The organism is Rhizobium sp. Root1334, assembly GCF_001426665.1.
Lineage (GTDB): Bacteria > Pseudomonadota > Alphaproteobacteria > Rhizobiales > Rhizobiaceae > Pararhizobium.
Map to the genome: position 1 here is coordinate 754,547 of NZ_LMEY01000001.1, position 13,365 is coordinate 767,911.

Consider the following 13,365-nt stretch of genomic DNA (forward strand, 5'->3'; position numbering starts at 1 on the left):
TCAAGAATCACAGGTTTGATCAGCCTGATCGTCAGATCAATCCGCCTGAAAAACATCCCCCTTGGAAGTGATCATCACCCAGCGCCCGTCGCGCTGCTCCAGTGTGGCAAGCCGGCTGTTGTCGGGAAGTGCGGAGCCAATACGGACAATGTACATACCGTTGCTGTCTTCGATCAATGCGCGACCGTTGGCAACGTGCATCAGCTTGAAGCTGGTCGCAGAAGGGAATGGCTGTTCCAGGTCATCCTGGACGCCGGGCTTTTTAGGCCCCTCAGAATTCGGGACCGTGGCAGTCGTCAGCTGGTCGATGGCAGACTGTGTCGCCGCATCGCGCTCCAACATGGCTGTCGGAGATGCGGAACCGCCCGGGCCTTCGCGACCCGGCACATCGCGCGTATTGCCCTGCCAAAGTGCCGGCATCGAGAACTTGTCCTGGTGCAGGAAGGCATACCAGGGAAAGAATGTGGCAGCCGCGGCGAGCGCAACACCCGTCACACCCAAAGCCTTGTCGATCAGCGGCGTGCGTTCGCTACGCTTGCGCTGCGGCACGATTTCATCGGCGTCATAATCAATCATGACCTATCCCCTCCGCATGTTTCCGACCTGACCGGCGTTGGCTGCCGCCTTCAGCGCATTGGCGAGGTCGGTGAACGCATCGAAGGCCGGGCGCTCGCCGGGTGTCTGTTTCAAAATGTCGTAGATGACGGGGACCTGCTTGATCGCCATGTCCAGATCCGGATCACTGCCCGGCCGGTAACCGCCGATCAGGCGTAGATCGCGCGTTTCCTCGAAGCGGTGAATAAGCGACTTCAGCCGCCCGACAAGCTTTTCCTGATCCGGCGTCCAGGCTTTTCGCGCCAGGCGCGAGACGGAAGCAAGCGGATTGACCGGCGGGTAGCGCCCTTCCTCGGCAAGGCTGCGGTCCATGACAATATGGCCGTCGAGAATACCGCGGGTCGAGTCTGCGATCGGATCGTTGTGATTGTCACCGTCGACGAGGATCGAGATGATCGCGGTGATCGTCCCCGCCCCTTCCGCACCCGGACCTGCCCGCTCCAGCAGCCGCGGCAGCTCGGTAAAGACCGACGCAGGGTAGCCGCGGGCAATCGGCGGCTCGCCCGATGCGGTGGCGACTTCGCGGATGGCATGGGCAAAACGGGTGACGCTGTCGACGATCAGAAGCACGTTGTCGCCCTGGTCGCGGTAGTGCTCGGCAATGGTGATGGCCGTCAGCGGCGCCATCTTGCGCAGCATCGGGCTTTCATCGCTGGTCGCGACTACGGCGACCGACTTGGACAGGTTTTCGCCGAGCGTATCCTCGATGAATTCGCGGACTTCACGGCCACGTTCGCCGACCAGCGCAATGACAACCTTGTCGAACGCATCGGCACGCGCCAGCATCGACAGCAAGGTCGACTTGCCGACACCGGAACCGGCGAAGACGCCCAGACGCTGGCCAAGGCAGAGCGGAGAAAAGATGTCGATCGCCCGCACACCGGTACGAAATCCGTGCTCGACCCGCTTGCGGGTCATCGACGGCGGCGCAGTATTGGAGATCGGCCGACGGACATCGCCCTGCAGCAGGGGGCCGCGTCCATCAATGGGTTCACCGAGCGAATTGATCGTGCGTCCGCACCAACTTTCCGTCGGCGCAATGCGGAAGGCACCCTTGCGGATCACCGTGTCATGAATGCCGATCGGATCGCCCGGTTCGATCGGGCAGACAACCACTGTTTCCTGCTCGACCTTGACGACTTCGCCAAGATGGACGCCGGTTGAACTCTTGTGGGCTACAAAATCGCCAAGGCGGACATGCCGGGACAGCCCGGTGACGGTATAATATCCCGCCGAAATCGACTGGACGTGGCCGCCGGGTGCGATCGAGAATTCCGGATTGGAATAGCGCCCGACGAGGCCGCCAAGCGCTGCAAGCGATGTCGACGAATTGCTGATCTGGATCTTGTCGTTCTGCATGCCGGTTCCTGCCGTCTGCCGCAATGCCGGAAAAGCACCGGGGCGTGGCGTTGGTCCTGTCGAAAATCTGAAATGCTACTTGCTGCCGCCGAGTGTCTTGATCGCTTCGCTCAGCGACGTTTCGCTGTCGCGCATCAACGCCGAGATATTTTCGAAGGCGCGCGATACCATGATCAGCTGCGACATTTCCTGAACCGGGTTGACGTTGGATTCCTCGACATAGCCCTGCATCACGCCGACATCGAACCGATCGACAACCGGCTCCGGTGCGGAGTTTGGAATTACGGCGCTGTTGTCATGGCGGGCAAAGCCATTGGCGAAATTGGCTTCGTAGAGCCCGAGCACTGCAACCTGGGTTCCATCCTGCTGAATGGCGCCATCGGCACCAACCTTGATTTCACTGGCTTGCGAGTTGAGCTGGATCGGCGCGCCGCCTGCATCAAGAACCGGGTATCCGCGCAGCGTGACCAGGTCGCCCGTTTCCGTCATTGTGAAGCGGCCATCGCGTGTCAGCGCCAAGCCGCCGGGCGTTTCAATCTGGAACCAGGCGTCCCCCTTGACGGCGAAATCCAGCTGATTGCCCGTCTGACTCAGACCACCATTGTTGGTATTGAGAAATTCCTTGCCCTCGGACACGAACGACACCTTCGTCGGGCGCGTGTCACCGAGCACCTGATTGAATTTCACTTCCGTCGAGCGGAAGCCGACGGTACTGGAATTGGCGACATTGTCGGCCAGCGTGTTCATGCGTTTTTCAAGCGCCATCTGCGAAGAGACGGCAACATAGAGACCGGTCTGCATTTCAGCGTCCCCCGAGTTTCAGTGTATTGATGGAAAGGAGGAGATCGGAGGAAATGCCATAACCGCTGGATGAGCCAAACACGGCCAGCGGGTCATAAGGGTCCGAAGAATTGTTGAGTTCCCAAAGAGCGGTAAACCGTTCGAGCAGTTTCGACAGTTTGGCCGGGTCCTTGAAATCCTTGATATCGATTGCCTTGTCGATGGCGGCTGCCTGCTTGTCGATATCGGCAGCGGCAAACTCGTCCGGCATCTGCAGCAGGGTGCGCGTGACCTGCGCCAGCGCGTCGTCGGCCAGCAATCCGAAGGCGCTGGTAATGGTCGGCGCAGTGCGCTCGAAATAGAGCGCCAGCCGGACGCCGGCATTGTCTTCGCCTGCGGTCTGTTCCAGGGTCTGGCGCATGTATTTGTCCGCCACGCCCTTTTGGGCCTTCTCGAAAGAGGTTGCCGCCGTGCCGTTGCGGGCAAAGTTCAGCGATTCCACCAGGCTCGAATAGCGGCTGTCGGTGAGCTGCTTGGCAAACGCATCATCCTTATCGACGCCTTCCGTCAGAACCTTGCGCATGAACGCCTTGGCGTACCCCATGTCCTCAAGGCCGTGCGCCTTGATCGCGTAATTATAGAGCCGCGTATCGGCGAAGAAGTCGTCGACGGTTTTGACGTTGCCGATATTGGCGAGGTAATATTCGGTCTCGCGCGCCACATCCGGCTGCTCGGACACCCGCTCCAGCGACTTGCTGAGATTGCCTGCGATCATCTGGTAGCTGGTGTAAGTCGTCGTCACGACGTTTCCCCGTTCATCCATTTTAAAGACGCATTGCGCGCCGGTTGAACGGAAACCTGACGGTTGTTGCTTGCGCGAACCTGATTCCCTGCAAGGCCGCGCAAAAGTGGCCAACAGCCAGCCTCACGCAAGGCTGACGGCCTAACGATACCGTCGAAAATCCACCATTGCGGCAGGTATCGAAATGAACATCATCATCGGGCTCCTCTTGACATTGGGCTGTATCCTCGGCGGCTTCATTGCCATGGGCGGCCATATGGAGGTCCTGAATCAGCCCTTCGAGCTTGTCATCATCGGCGGTGCCGGCATTGGCGGCTACATCATGGCCAACTCCATGAAAACGCTCAAGGATACCGGCAAGGCGCTGGGCGAGGCTTTTGCCCACAAGGTGCCGAAGGAGCGCAATTATCTGGATACGCTGGGCGTGCTCTACAGCCTGATGCGCGACCTGCGCACCAAGTCGCGCAACGAGATCGAAAGCCACATCGACAATCCGGACGAATCCTCGATCTTCCAGTCGGCTCCAACTGTCCTGAAGAACAAGGAACTGACAGCCTTCATCTGCGATTATGTCCGTCTCATCATCATCGGCAATGCCCGCAGCCACGAGATCGAGGCGTTGATGGACGAGGAAATCAACACCATCACCCATGACAAGATGAAACCCTATCACGCGCTGACCACCATGAGCGACGCCTTCCCGGCCATCGGCATCGTCGCCGCCGTTCTCGGCGTTATCAAGGCCATGGGCGCCATCTCCGAATCCCCGGAAGTGCTGGGCGGCAAGATCGCCGCCGCACTCGTCGGCACCATGCTTGGCATCTTCCTGTCCTACTGCGTCGCCAGCCCGGTCATCGCCAACATCAAGGCTGTTCGCGACAAGCAGAACCGCCTCTACATCATCGTCAAACAGACGCTGCTTGCCTACATGAACGGCTCGGTTCCGCAGGTTGCGCTCGAATACGGCCGCAAGACCATTTCGGCTTACGAGCGTCCGTCGATCGATGCCGTCGAGCAGGAAATGATGAACCCTGGTGGCGGCGGCGAAAGCAAGGCGGCCTGATCCGATGACCTCAGCGACCCAGAACAACGTCTATACCTTCGACCGCAAACTGCTCGCCCGGATGACCGGTGCGCTCGGCGATACCAAGACGATCAGTAAACTGTGCAGCGATCTCGGCCACGTCTTTGCCGAGTTCCTGCCCGATATTTTCCACAACGAGACCGGTCTCGACATCGAGATCGGCTATGCTGGCTTCGATATGGGCCTGAAGAGCGAGCTGATCGCCAATCTCGGCAATGGCGTTGCATTGTGCGACACCTCGTTGCGTAACTGGTGCCCCGATTTCGTCATCAGCTGCGATAGCCCGGTCATCATTACACTGATGGAAATCCTGCTCGGCGCGCCGGCAAATGCCATCGAGGAACCGAAGCCCAGGTCGCTATCGAACATCGAGCTCGATGTTGCGACGATGATCTTCGAAAAGGTCGCCGATGTGCTGAAATCGGCAGTCGCGGTTGCCGGCAGCTTCGAACCCGTCGTCGGACGCCCTTACAATGCCAGCCAGCGGCCGGCTCCGGATCCAGACGTCGCCGATGTCTACGCCGCCTGCATCAACGTGACGATGGGCCTTGGGCCCGTTCTTTCGACCTTCTCGATCATCGTGCCGCAGCAGACCCTGTTGAAAACGGCCGTTGTCTTCCCAAAAGGTGTTGGTCAGGGTCGCAAGGCCAAGGGCGCCTGGGGCGAACAGCTTGAACAGCAGGTTCGCCGTTCGACGGTAAGCCTGGAAGCGCGCATCAAGCTGCAGAGCCTGACGCTGGATACAATCAGCCGCCTTCAGCCCGGCGACGTCATTCCGTTCCAAGATGCCAAGGATGTGCGCGTCGAGATCAACGCCAACGGCCGCGATCTCTATATCTGCGAATTCGGGCGCGCTGGCACAAAATACACGGTGCGGATCAAGGATACCCACGGTTCGGAGAGCGACATTCTCCACCACCTGATGAGTTAAAAACCCCCTGCCTTACCCGGCAACATGGTTGGGGCAAGTTTCAACTGGAATAGTTTGCACATGGCACCGAAGAAAGCACCAATAGAAGACCAGGCGATCCTGAGCGGCGGCGATGCCGAGCTCGATCAGGCCATCGACGATCTGCGTGGCGTCCTGCAAAGCGATGCCACCGGCACCACGCCGGCCTCGGATTTCGGCATGGATTTCGCAACCACCTCGACGGTTGGCGAGACATCGGATTTCGGCAGCACATTTTCGGCCGAAACTGATCTCAGCAGCTTCGGCGGCGATTTCGGCGCCAGCAACAGCTTCGCCGACCTGACCCAGACTTCGGCCGCTCCAAGCTTCGACGCCGGCTCGTTCGGCGAAACCACATTCGGCGGCGGCACGTTCGAAGACCAGCCCGCTGGCGAACCCGGCAGCGGCATGACGGCCAATCTCGACCTGATCATGGATATCCCGATCGATGTCCAGATTGTTCTCGGCACCAGCCGCATGCAGGTCTCCGGCCTGATGAACCTGACGGAAGGTGCGACGATCGCACTCGACCGCAGGATCGGGGAACCGGTGGAAATCGTTGTCAATGGCCGGGTCATCGGCCGCGGCGAAATCACGGTTCTCGATGAAGACGAAACGCGTTTCGGTGTAAAGCTCATCGAAATCAAGGGTACCCGTAAAGTTTGAACCCGGTTAGGGTCATGAGGATCAATCCATGATGGATTTCGACAATTTCGAGGCTTCAGCGCCCACAAGGCCACTCACCCAAATGGACAAGGCCGCTGCGGTTCTGCTTGCAATGGGCAAGCCCATTGCCGGTAAGTTGTTGAAATTCTTCACGCAGAGCGAATTGCAGGGCATCATCGCTTCCGCGCAGTCGCTCCGCTCGATCCCGCCCCATGAACTGGAGATCCTGGTGAACGAGTTCGAGGACCTGTTCACCGAAGGTGCCGGCCTGATGGACAATGCCAAGGCCATCGAAGGCATTCTCGAAGAAGGCCTGTCACCGGACGAAGTTGACGGCCTGCTTGGCCGCCGCACGGCATTTGCCGCCTATGAAGCCAATATCTGGGACCGCCTGCAGGATTCCGACCCGGCCTTCGTCGCCCAGAGCCTGGGCAAGGAACATGCGCAGACCATCGCCTATGTCCTGTCGATGATGCCATCGACCTTCGGCGCAAAGGTCCTGCTGCAGCTGCCGGAGAGCGGCCGTGCCGACATCATCAACCGTGCCGTCAACATGAAGAGCGTCAGCCCCAAGGCTGCCCAGATCATCGAGGCTCGCGTGGTCGAGATGATGCGCGAGATGGACGCCGAAAAGAACTCGATCGGGTCGATCAAGATTGCCGAGGTCATGAACGAGCTGGAAAAGACCCAGGTCGATACGCTGCTTGCCTCGCTGGAATCGATCAGCACCGAATCGGTCAAGAAGGTTCGTCCGAAGATCTTCCTGTTCGACGACGTTCTCTATATGCCGCAGCGCAGCCGCGTCCAGCTGTTCAACGACGTATCGGGCGACATCATCACCATGGCCCTGCGCGGCTCCGGCATGGAACTGCGCGAATCGGTCCTCGCCTCGATTGGTGCGCGTCAGCGCCGCATGATCGAATCGGATCTAGCGGCCGGCGACGTCGGCATCAACCCGCGCGATATCGCCATTGCCCGCCGCTCGATCACCCAGGAAGCCATTCGCCTGGCAGCCAGCGGCCAGATCGAACTGAAGGAAAAGGAAGCCGTGGCCGCCTGACCGGCCGCTTCACCGCCGGACGGATATCTGGAGCCCTTCAACCAAGCGCGGTTGGAGGGCTTTTTGCTGGGCGCCTGCCCGTGTCCGTCTACTTTCTGTGAAGCATTGGTTTCCCGCGCATATCTTCCTTGCATGCCCTCCTGCCCCGGCTCACAACAGCTTTGACAGCAAACACTGCTGCATCCCCATGCAAGAGGTCTTCATCCGATGTCGGACGATCAGGACAAAGACAGTAAAACAGAATCGCCGACCGAGAAAAAAATCACCGACGCGATGGAGAAAGGGAACACCCCGTTCTCGCGCGAGGTCACCATGTTCGCCTCCGTCGTCGCCATCTACATCTTTGTCGTTTTCTTCCTGCCGCAGGGCTTCGCCACGGTCGCGGAATCGCTGAAGGATATTTTCGAGCAACCGGAAGCCTGGCGTCTCAACACATCGAACGATGTGGTTGCATTGATCATGCACCTCTTCGCGAAGGCAGGCACCTTGCTGATCCCCTTTTTCGTGCTTCTGATCGTGTTCGGGATCGGTTCTTCCATTTTGCAAAACCTGCCGAGCCCGGTTCTTGATCGCGTCGCACCCAAGATGAACCGGATTTCTCCGATTGGCGGATTCAAGCGGATCTACGGGATTCAGGGCATCGTCGAATTCGCCAAGGCCTTTGCCAAGGTGGCCGTCGTCTCGCTGATCATCGTCCTGACACTCTGGAACGACTACTACGCCACGCTCGATTCGATGTTCTCGGACCCGTTGACGATCTTTTCGACGATGTCGAAGGACTTCAACAAAATCATGATCGTCATCCTGATCTCGACCGCTGTCATCGCCATCGCCGATTTCTTCTGGACACGGCACCATTGGTACACCGAACTGATGATGACTAAGCAGGAGGTCAAGGAAGAGCTGAAGCAATCCCAGGGTGACCCGATCATCCGTGCGCGGCTTCGCTCGATTGCCCGCGACAGGGCCCGCAGGCGCATGATTACCTCGGTTCCGCGGGCCACGCTCGTCATCGCAAACCCGACGCACTATGCCGTTGCGCTGCGTTATGTCCGCGAGGAAGGCGATGCGCCGATCGTCGTTGCCAAGGGGCAGGACCTCGTCGCGCTGAAGATTCGCGAAATCGCCGAGCAAAACGGCATCCCTGTTTTCGAGGACCCGCCTCTCGCACGCTCAATGTTTGCGCAAGTCTCGGTGGATAGTGTGATTCCACCGGTGTTTTACAAGGCAGTCGCTGAACTCATTCACCGGATCTATGCAACGCAGCCGAAACGGATGACGTGATCCCAATGAAAAAATGCGAATATTCGGAACAACGCGAGAAAATAGTAGCCGACGCCATTCGTCCTGTCGCGACGGAGCTGCGGCTGATCGATGCCGCCGACTTTATCGCGATGCTGCGTTTTGAATCGCATGGGAGCCTGGCGGACCTGGTGTCATCGGCCGCAGAACTCTATTTTCTGCCCGGTACCGTCAACTTCGGTATCGGCGGCAACTATTCCCTGGACTGGGGCACGGAGCCAGAGATCACCCTTGATCTCGAACTGAAGCCGGATGGCGTCACCGTCTATGCACAACTTGCCCTGGGCAAGGACACAGCCGGTCTCGAAATCAACCATATCGCTTTTCAAAGCCCGTCCACCGATCCGGACGAGAATACGGCGTTCCTGGCCCAGAGCCTGAACGCGGCGAAATTCGTCAAATCCTATCCGACCGCTCTTGCGAGCTGATCTTCGGATACCCGGCCATGACGGCCGAAAAATCCCTTTAGCTGATATAACCGAGACGAATGGCCTTCGCGATCGCCTGGATTCTGTTGACCGAATCCAGCTTGGTGGTTGCGGCGCCGAGATATGCGTTGACCGTGTGAACCGACAATCCCATCTTCTCGGCGATTTCTTCGCTGATATAACCGTCTCCGGCCATCTGCAGGCAGCCGATTTCGCGGTCGCTGAGCGATTCCGACGGAAGCATGCGCCGTTCGTCGGCGGCGAGAAGATCGGTCATAATCTGGCAGCTGCGTCCGTGCAGATCGATGATTGCCTCGCTCGACACGTCGATATAGCTGCCCATGAAGAGCACATAGCCATTGCCCTGCGCACCAAGCCTGACCGGCAAGGCAATCCCGGAATAGGGCAAGACGCGAGCGGAAAGGCGCTGGGTAAAGCGGGCGAAATCCGGCGTCTCCGCCGTCTGGTGCTCGCCCATGCCGTTCCACAGGATCGGCAGAAGCGACGCATCGAGATGCGCCAGCATCTCGCCACCATAGGCAGCCACCAGTTCGTGCGCCATCGCTTCGCTATCGACGCCCCAATTGTCGAGGACGCAGCTCAGCTTGCGCGTTGCCGGAAGGCCGTTTCCATTCAGCCGCAGAACTGCGAAATTCTTGGCATTGATCTGCTTCTGCATCGCTTGCAACCGCGCAACAAGCGTCGCCGCCTTGGATGCCCTCGCCTGCAACCGGCCAGCCTTGGCATCGTCGCCCGTTCTCGCATGGGGGAGGAAATAGGTCACGGCCGCCTCCTAGACGAGATTGTTGCGAACGGCATAGGCGATGGCCTCGGAGCGGGTCTTCGTCGCCGTCTTGCGCATAACGCTGGTGATGTAGTTGTTGATCGTGTTGCGCGAGATACCGAGGATCACCGCAATCTCGTCGCTGGTCTTGCCCTCGGCGATCCAGAACAGGCATTCGAGTTCGCGTTCCGTCAGCTCGAAATCACGATCGGAACGCACGCCGCGCTCGGTCGTGAAGCTGGCGAAGTAACCGGTCAGCAGACCGACATCTCTCAGGTTTTCCTGCGAAAGGATGACGTCCTGCGGAAAGAGCAGCATCAGCGATAACCGCGCGCGGCCGACATTAAAGGTTATGGCGCAATATTCGCGGCTGATCCCACGGCTGATGTCGATGTCATCCGGCAGGCCCATGAACACCGGCTGCATGACCGAAAGGCATTTCTCCATCTCATTGGTCTTGGAGTGGAGTTGCGACATCACCTTTCCGAGGCGCTTGACGACGTCGAACGGCCAGTCTGAGCATACGACAAAATCCAGACCGTCATCCTGGGACAAATCATAGCGCGCGAGGAGATAGTGGGTTGCTCCCACATAATCCGTCAGCGCCGCCAGCCCTTTGCTCAGATTGCCGCGCTCGGCGAATTCGCCAAGCCTGCGAATGAGCTGTTCTTTGGAAAGAACCCGCCCAACACCGCGCGTCGCCGACCCTGGCAATGGCCAAGCCGCAACCTCTGTCTGTAGAGCATCCATGACATTAACCCCCGTGATGGATTCGTCCGTGCTCAAAATCGCCTTCGCCGCCGCCGGCAATAGCATCGAAGCGTCCGCATTCTTCGACACAAGCGAATCAGTACGCGAATCACTACATAAAATGTACATCGCCCCTTGCGAAAAACTACTGCCTCCTTATCGGGATTTACATTTCCGAGGAACCGTGAATCGATTCGCGCTCCGGCAACGACAAAAGGAATGCTCTCAGCGAACAACCGGAGGAAAATTCTCTTTAATCTATGTAATTATTATGATTTTCAAAAAACCTTCAATCAGAAACTCATCCAATCTCGCCTGAGAAACGGCGCAACACCTCCGAGCAGGTGTAAAAATCGCAAAACAAATCACCGCCGATTGAATCTTCATCTTTTGTCAAGTTTTCATTTTTTTATTTGTTTCTGGCGTTGTTGCGAAATTGCATCATCGAAATAGAGTGTTTAAATTACAGAACAAAACGTAAACTAAAGAAATTCTGGCCATAACCCCCGAATAATATTTCATTAAAACCGGAACATTACTGAATCTGGGAATCAATACCTGGCTTGCTCCACGCACAACGGCAGACAAACCCGATTTTCCCCAGGGAAAAATTAACGATTTGTTAAATATAACGAATCCGGGAGCGCCATGTTACATCGTTCGAGCAACACTCGATTCTTGCAACCCGCCCTTAGTGAGAAGGCAATACAGAAAACAGGGCCGCATCTAGTTTTTTCAGAGCAAAATCCTGTTGCTGGCCGCAGACAGGAATCCGGATAGCCTGAGCGACTTCGGGCTCATATCCCGGCAAATCTCTCCCATTCATCTGACGTCTCAAGTTGAACCGTGCATTTTTCTACGGAAAAACCCGCCGGCAAGGGCGGGTTTTCGTTGTACTTGATACGAGACGAAAAAGGCGTCTGTCTCAGGCTGCTTTTTCGGCGACCCACTTGCGCAGGATCTTGGCGGCGCGCTCTTCACTGATTTCGACCATGCGAGCGAGCCGCCGTTCCGGGCCTTCCTTTACGCGCCGGTTGAAGCCACCTTCGCTGTCGTCGCCGAGGCTGAGCAGGTCATCGGTGCTGTCAAAGCCGAAGTCCGAACCGAAGCCTTCCATTAGCGCTCCTCCGGCGCCGCCGTTCGCAGCGGGCGAGAAGTCCGGCAACTCCAGGCCAACGGGTTCGTTATCGTTGAGTGCAACACCCGGACCTGTCAGGCCCATCGAGCGAGCCAGCGGGCGCATTCCCATCCAGACCACCAGGAAGGCCACCAGGATGAAGGCAAGCGCGTTGATGATGCCGCCGAGATTGCGGGTCAACGTCTCCATGATGCCGGGGCCTGCAACCGCTTCATCGAGCAACTGCGTGTTGACGAAATCCATGGCCGTTAGCGTGATCATGTCACCGCGCGCCGGGTCGAGGCCAACCGCCGAGGCAACGATTTTCTGCATGTCCTGGATATAGGCGTCGATCTTTGCCTGGTCGGCACCCTCGCCGACCATGGCGGCAACCCGGCCGCGATTGACCACGACGGCGACCGAGAGCTTTTCGAGTGTATAGCTGCTCTTGACGGTGGCGACGGTCTTCGAGTTGATCTCGTAATTGGTCTGCTCTTCCTTCTTCTCGGTCTGGTCGTTCGACTGAGGTCCGGTAGCGCCACCGGTCGGAGCGGCTTGCGGTACGTTCTGCTGAACCGTCGCCGCATTGTCTGCCTGCTGCTGACTGGACTTCTGCTGTTCCTTGGTTACCCGTGTCGAGCGCTCGACGCGCGATTCCGGATCGAAGACCGTTTCCTGGATCTGCTGCGTATCGGTATTCAGCTTGGCGGTGACGCTGGCGCGGAAATTGTCCATGCCGAGGAAAGGCGTCAAAGCTTTGTCGATATTGTTTTCTATTTCCTTCTGGACATTCTGGATGATGCCAAGCGACTGATTCATGGCGCTGTTGGCAGGATCGTCACCCGATGCCAGGAGCTGGCCGGTCGAATCGAGGATCGTCACGTCGTCAATACCGAGGCCCGGAACGGATGAAGCCACCAGATGGCGGATCGAGGCGGCGGCATTGCGGCCAATGTTGGCACTGGCACGGATCATCACCGAAGCCGTTGGGTTCTGTTCGGCTTTTCTGAAGCTGCCGCGGTCGGCCATGACGATGTGGACGCGGGCGGCGGAAATTCCGGAGATCTGCTGGATGGTGCGGGCGATTTCACCTTCAAGGGCGCGGACGCGGGTGACTTCCTGCATGAAGGAGGTGAGACCGAGGGAACCGACGTTGTCGAAGAGCTCGTAACCGGCATTGGCGCTGTTGGGCAGGCCACGTTCGGCCAGGTACAGGCGGGCCTTGCCCGTCATGCCGACCGGAACCTGAATGCTCGCGCCATCAGAGCCAACCTCGAAATTGATATTGGCTTCGGCGAGGGCAACACTGACCTGATTGAGATCGTTGCTTTCCAGCCCGACATACAGCGTTTCATAGGAAGGCTTGTTGACGTAAAGGCCCGCGGCAAGAACGATCGCCACCGCGACAACACCGGCTGAAATCAGCGCGATGAGCTTGCCTTGCCCGAGACTGGCCAGGTTCTTCGTGACCGTCGAAAGTTGATCCAACAGATTCATTCTGTTTCCGCACCCAGTGGCGCATGTTCCGTTCAGACAACATCGCCTGGGGAGTAAACATGCGCAGATCCAAACATTCGGGTTGCTGATGGATTCGACACATGCGGCTTCGTCAAATCACGCGCAAATCTACCAGTCCCGATTGGCACACTAGAAAACGAAACTTGCGCGA

The 13,365-nt window shown here is 58.1% G+C and carries 13 protein-coding genes; 6 read left to right on the forward strand and 7 right to left on the reverse strand.

The features are described from left to right. Window positions 1-36 precede the first annotated feature (36 nt). From ASD36_RS03650 to ASD36_RS03665, 4 genes are all read right to left on the reverse strand, one after another. Window positions 37-576: a hypothetical protein gene (locus ASD36_RS03650; protein WP_060500201.1), complete on the reverse strand. Its 540-nt coding sequence runs from the start codon at window positions 574-576 to the stop codon at window positions 37-39. A gap of 3 nt (window positions 577-579) precedes the next feature. Then, window positions 580-1,974, reverse strand: coding sequence for a flagellar protein export ATPase FliI (fliI, locus tag ASD36_RS03655; protein ID WP_060508755.1), 1,395 nt, complete (start codon window positions 1,972-1,974; stop codon window positions 580-582). A gap of 75 nt (window positions 1,975-2,049) precedes the next feature. Next, window positions 2,050-2,775, reverse strand: coding sequence for a flagellar basal-body rod protein FlgF (flgF, locus tag ASD36_RS03660; RefSeq protein WP_060500205.1), 726 nt, complete (start codon window positions 2,773-2,775; stop codon window positions 2,050-2,052). A 1-nt stretch (window position 2,776) separates the two neighbouring features. Further along, the gene (locus tag ASD36_RS03665; protein WP_060501312.1) at window positions 2,777-3,556 is read right to left on the reverse strand and encodes a DUF1217 domain-containing protein; all 780 of its coding nucleotides are present in this window, start codon (window positions 3,554-3,556) and stop codon (window positions 2,777-2,779) included. Between the two features lie 184 nt (window positions 3,557-3,740). Between ASD36_RS03665 and motA the strand changes: the two genes are divergently transcribed. The 6 genes from motA to ASD36_RS03695 all read left to right on the forward strand — a co-directional run bounded on the left by motA (window position 3,741) and on the right by ASD36_RS03695 (window position 9,045). After that, window positions 3,741-4,619: a flagellar motor stator protein MotA gene (gene motA, locus ASD36_RS03670; RefSeq protein WP_060500206.1), complete on the forward strand. Its 879-nt coding sequence runs from the start codon at window positions 3,741-3,743 to the stop codon at window positions 4,617-4,619. Between the two features lie 4 nt (window positions 4,620-4,623). Beyond that, complete coding sequence (locus ASD36_RS03675) at window positions 4,624-5,571, forward strand: FliM/FliN family flagellar motor switch protein (RefSeq protein WP_060501314.1); 948 nt, start codon at window positions 4,624-4,626, stop codon at window positions 5,569-5,571. Window positions 5,572-5,631: 60 nt separating this feature from the next. Further along, window positions 5,632-6,255, forward strand: a complete 624-nt coding sequence (fliN, locus tag ASD36_RS03680) for a flagellar motor switch protein FliN (RefSeq protein ID WP_060508756.1) — start codon at window positions 5,632-5,634, stop codon at window positions 6,253-6,255. A 28-nt stretch (window positions 6,256-6,283) separates the two neighbouring features. Next, on the forward strand, window positions 6,284-7,315 hold the full coding sequence (fliG, locus tag ASD36_RS03685) for a flagellar motor switch protein FliG (protein ID WP_060500211.1): 1,032 nt from the start codon (window positions 6,284-6,286) through the stop codon (window positions 7,313-7,315). Window positions 7,316-7,522: 207 nt separating this feature from the next. Next, a complete protein-coding gene (gene flhB / locus ASD36_RS03690) occupies window positions 7,523-8,599 on the forward strand; it encodes a flagellar biosynthesis protein FlhB (protein ID WP_060500212.1) in 1,077 nt (358 codons plus the stop codon). A 5-nt stretch (window positions 8,600-8,604) separates the two neighbouring features. After that, window positions 8,605-9,045, forward strand: coding sequence for a hypothetical protein (locus ASD36_RS03695; RefSeq protein WP_060500214.1), 441 nt, complete (start codon window positions 8,605-8,607; stop codon window positions 9,043-9,045). Between the two features lie 37 nt (window positions 9,046-9,082). On the opposite strand, the gene ASD36_RS03700 is transcribed toward ASD36_RS03695, so the two are convergent. The 3 genes from ASD36_RS03700 to fliF all read right to left on the reverse strand — a co-directional run bounded on the left by ASD36_RS03700 (window position 9,083) and on the right by fliF (window position 13,193). After that, the gene (locus ASD36_RS03700) at window positions 9,083-9,829 is read right to left on the reverse strand and encodes a helix-turn-helix transcriptional regulator (RefSeq protein WP_244481777.1); all 747 of its coding nucleotides are present in this window, start codon (window positions 9,827-9,829) and stop codon (window positions 9,083-9,085) included. Window positions 9,830-9,838: 9 nt separating this feature from the next. Further along, the gene (locus ASD36_RS03705) at window positions 9,839-10,579 is read right to left on the reverse strand and encodes a helix-turn-helix transcriptional regulator (protein ID WP_060501318.1); all 741 of its coding nucleotides are present in this window, start codon (window positions 10,577-10,579) and stop codon (window positions 9,839-9,841) included. A gap of 925 nt (window positions 10,580-11,504) precedes the next feature. After that, complete coding sequence (fliF, locus tag ASD36_RS03710; RefSeq protein WP_060500216.1) at window positions 11,505-13,193, reverse strand: flagellar basal-body MS-ring/collar protein FliF; 1,689 nt, start codon at window positions 13,191-13,193, stop codon at window positions 11,505-11,507. Window positions 13,194-13,365: the final 172 nt, after the last annotated feature.

Coding starts and splice junctions, on each gene's coding strand:
- flgF (WP_060500205.1), bottom strand. CDS start 2,775: ATGCAGACCGGTCTCTATGTTGCCGTCTCTTCGCAGATGGCGCTTGAA.
- ASD36_RS03705 (WP_060501318.1), bottom strand. CDS start 10,579: ATGGATGCTCTACAGACAGAGGTTGCGGCTTGGCCATTGCCAGGGTCG.
- ASD36_RS03695 (WP_060500214.1), top strand. CDS start 8,605: ATGAAAAAATGCGAATATTCGGAACAACGCGAGAAAATAGTAGCCGAC.
- fliG (WP_060500211.1), top strand. CDS start 6,284: ATGATGGATTTCGACAATTTCGAGGCTTCAGCGCCCACAAGGCCACTC.
- fliF (WP_060500216.1), bottom strand. CDS start 13,193: ATGAATCTGTTGGATCAACTTTCGACGGTCACGAAGAACCTGGCCAGT.
- ASD36_RS03675 (WP_060501314.1), top strand. CDS start 4,624: ATGACCTCAGCGACCCAGAACAACGTCTATACCTTCGACCGCAAACTG.
- flhB (WP_060500212.1), top strand. CDS start 7,523: ATGTCGGACGATCAGGACAAAGACAGTAAAACAGAATCGCCGACCGAG.
- motA (WP_060500206.1), top strand. CDS start 3,741: ATGAACATCATCATCGGGCTCCTCTTGACATTGGGCTGTATCCTCGGC.
- fliN (WP_060508756.1), top strand. CDS start 5,632: ATGGCACCGAAGAAAGCACCAATAGAAGACCAGGCGATCCTGAGCGGC.
- fliI (WP_060508755.1), bottom strand. CDS start 1,974: ATGCAGAACGACAAGATCCAGATCAGCAATTCGTCGACATCGCTTGCA.
- ASD36_RS03650 (WP_060500201.1), bottom strand. CDS start 576: ATGATTGATTATGACGCCGATGAAATCGTGCCGCAGCGCAAGCGTAGC.